Raw genomic sequence first — 2,502 nt, 5'->3', positions numbered from 1 at the left:
CAATGGCTAGCTTCGGGCAGCAGTGATGCGACTATCCGGCTGTGGGAGGTGAGAAGGATTAATAATTAAAAGCCAAAAGCTATAGCAAGCAAGGCTTTCAGGGCTAAACACTTAGGTCTGCAAAACCTCGATTCGGCGGTTCGAATCCGCCTGTCGCCTTTACGGTAAACCGCTCGATTCAGCCCCCAGAGCCCCTTTCAGACGGCGAGTGCAGCACTTCGGTGCAGCGCTTGCCGTTCCCGTTTTGGGCATGTTTGGCCATGGTTGGACATGTTATTGGGGTAAAATTGGGGTAAAAATCGTGGCACCTGGTGGCACTATAAACCTGTAAGTAGTACTTTTTGAGTGCATGTATTACCTATTGAGGTCAGATCATGTACGCAAAAGGCAGAAACAAGTCCAGCAAGGGCACGGTTCAGGTCAAGAACTCCCACGGGCGGTTGCAGCTCGTCTTCTCCCATCCTGTAATCACTGAGGCCGGAGAAATCAAGAGCAAGCGGTTCTATTTCTCGACTGGGGAAGAAGATACGCCCCTGGGGAATAAGCGAGCAGCGGCACTGGCAGCGACTATCCAGCGTGATATCGACTATGGGGAGTTTGATGCCAGTCTGGACAAGTACAGGCCCGCTGCCTCGCTATCGACGGTGACACCCATTGCCCCAGCTGTGCCGGAGCCGCCTCCACAGCCGCGGTTATCGGAGCTATGGGAGAGGTATGCCGAGTTTAAGGAGCCTCAACTCAGCCAGTCCACCTTCGCGGTGGACTACCGCCGCTACCGCAACCATATCCAGAAGCTGCCGACGGATGACTTGCGGGATGCGATCGCGATTCGAGACTACCTGCTGGCCAATGTCACCCCCAACACGGCCAAACGAGTTCTGACCAACATCAACGCCTGCTGCGACTGGGCCATCCGCAGCCAGCTCATCGACCACAACCCCTTTCGGGATATGGCTGGCGATGTCTATCTCTCCAAGGGCGATGTAGAGGAGGCTGACATCAACCCCTTCACGGCTGAGGAGCGAGATGCCATCATCCAGGCGTTTCAGGAGAGCCAGCTGTATGGCTACTATGCGCCGCTGGTGCAGGTGTTGTTCTTTACGGGGTGCCGTCCCTCGGAGGCGATCGCCCTTCAGTGGAAGCACATCTACGATCGCTTCATCCTGTTCGAGCAGGCTATCACCATTAGCACCAAGGGGTTGGCCCTGAAGAGTGGGCTCAAAACTCAGCCCCAGCGGCGATTCCCGGTGAACCGGCAGCTGAGGGATATCTGGAACGCGATGCGCCCGGAGAGCTGCGACTCAGAGGCGTTCATCTTCCGCAGCAAGAAGGGGGGCATCATCGACTTTGGCGATTTTCTTAACCACGCTTGGAAGGGGTACAAGAACCGCCACGGTAAGCAGATCGATGGCCTGGTGACGCAGTTGGTTAAGCAGGGGGTGGTGAGTGAGTATCGTCGTCCGTACCAGTGTCGGCACACGTTTATTACCTTGTGCTTGGAGGCGGATATCGATGCCAAGGATGTGGCCAAGTGGGTGGGTATAGCTATAGCCAGCCTGATTAGGACATAATTTAGAGGTAACGCCATCTCCCCCTGCATGCCATGGCCAAACCCTACAGCCTCGATTTGCGACAAAAGGTCATCAACGCCATCGAACTGGATGGGATGAAGAAGAGCGAAGCCAGTGTTGTTTTTGGGATCAGTCGCAACACCATCGACTTGTGGCTCAAGCGTAAAGCCGCCACTGGCAGCCTAGCGCCTCAGGTCACCTCAAGGGCCCGCCGCCAAGGGCGAATTACCGATTGGGACGGGTTTCGCGCTTTTGCCGAGCAGCATCGTCATAAGACCCAGACGGAGATGGCGGAGTGTTGGCCCGGCCCGATGAGTCAACGCACCATCTCACGGGCCTTAGGCGCCATCGGCTGGACTCGAAAAAAAAGACCTACGGCTACCGTCAGCGAGACGAGCACAAGCGACAGGCGTTCATAGCCAAAGTTCCTGAGTCTAGGGCTCGGCATCTGGTCTACGTGGATGAGTCGGGAATGGATGAGCGTGATGCCTACGGATACGGCTATGCCCCAGCAGGAGCGCGGTGCTATGACCTTAAATCCGGGCAACGCGGTAGGCGCGTCAACATGATCGCCGGGTATCGGGGGCATCAACTCATCGCGCCGTTTACCGTCGAAGGGGCGTGTAACCGCACCGTCTTTGAAACCTGGTTGGAGACCTGCTTGATTCCAGAGTTGTGTCCTGGAGACTGGGTGGTGCTGGATAATGCCACCTTTCATCATGGCGGGCGCATTGCCGAATTGATTGAATCGGCAGGCTGTGAGGTGGTTTATCTCCCACCGTACTCCCCTGACCTAAATCGCATTGAAAAGTGCTGGGGGTGGTTGAAAAGCCGGATCCGAAAAGCCCTCCCCCACGACGATGGCCTGCGGGCCGCTATTGAGGCTGTCCTCAAGCAAGCGGTGTCCTAACCTAAGTGGCTATAGCTATAA

General features: G+C 56.2%; 2 protein-coding genes. Both read left to right on the top strand.

Annotated features, from left to right (window positions below; translation table 11 throughout):
• The first annotated feature begins 374 nt into the window (after positions 1–374).
• Entirely contained in the window at positions 375–1,571 is a 1,197-nt protein-coding gene (locus NF78_RS17000) for a tyrosine-type recombinase/integrase (RefSeq protein WP_052050685.1), read from the top strand.
• A gap of 32 nt (positions 1,572–1,603) precedes the next feature.
• A protein-coding gene (locus NF78_RS30440) for an IS630 family transposase (RefSeq protein WP_225885304.1) occupies positions 1,604–2,481 on the top strand; the annotation gives its coding sequence in 2 pieces (ribosomal slippage) (positions 1,604–1,933 and positions 1,936–2,481; 876 coding nt in all).
• Positions 2,482–2,502: the final 21 nt, after the last annotated feature.

The organism is Leptolyngbya sp. KIOST-1 (genome assembly GCF_000763385.1).
Lineage (GTDB): Bacteria > Cyanobacteriota > Cyanobacteriia > Phormidesmidales > Phormidesmidaceae > Nodosilinea.
The sequence above is the reverse complement of the archived record's forward strand: the minus strand, read 5'-3'. Positions and strand labels throughout refer to the sequence as shown.

Bases quoted from the DNA above. Each gene is read 5' to 3' on its own strand.
- NF78_RS17000 (WP_052050685.1), top strand. From the start codon at position 375: ATGTACGCAAAAGGCAGAAACAAGTCCAGCAAGGGCACGGTTCAGGTC.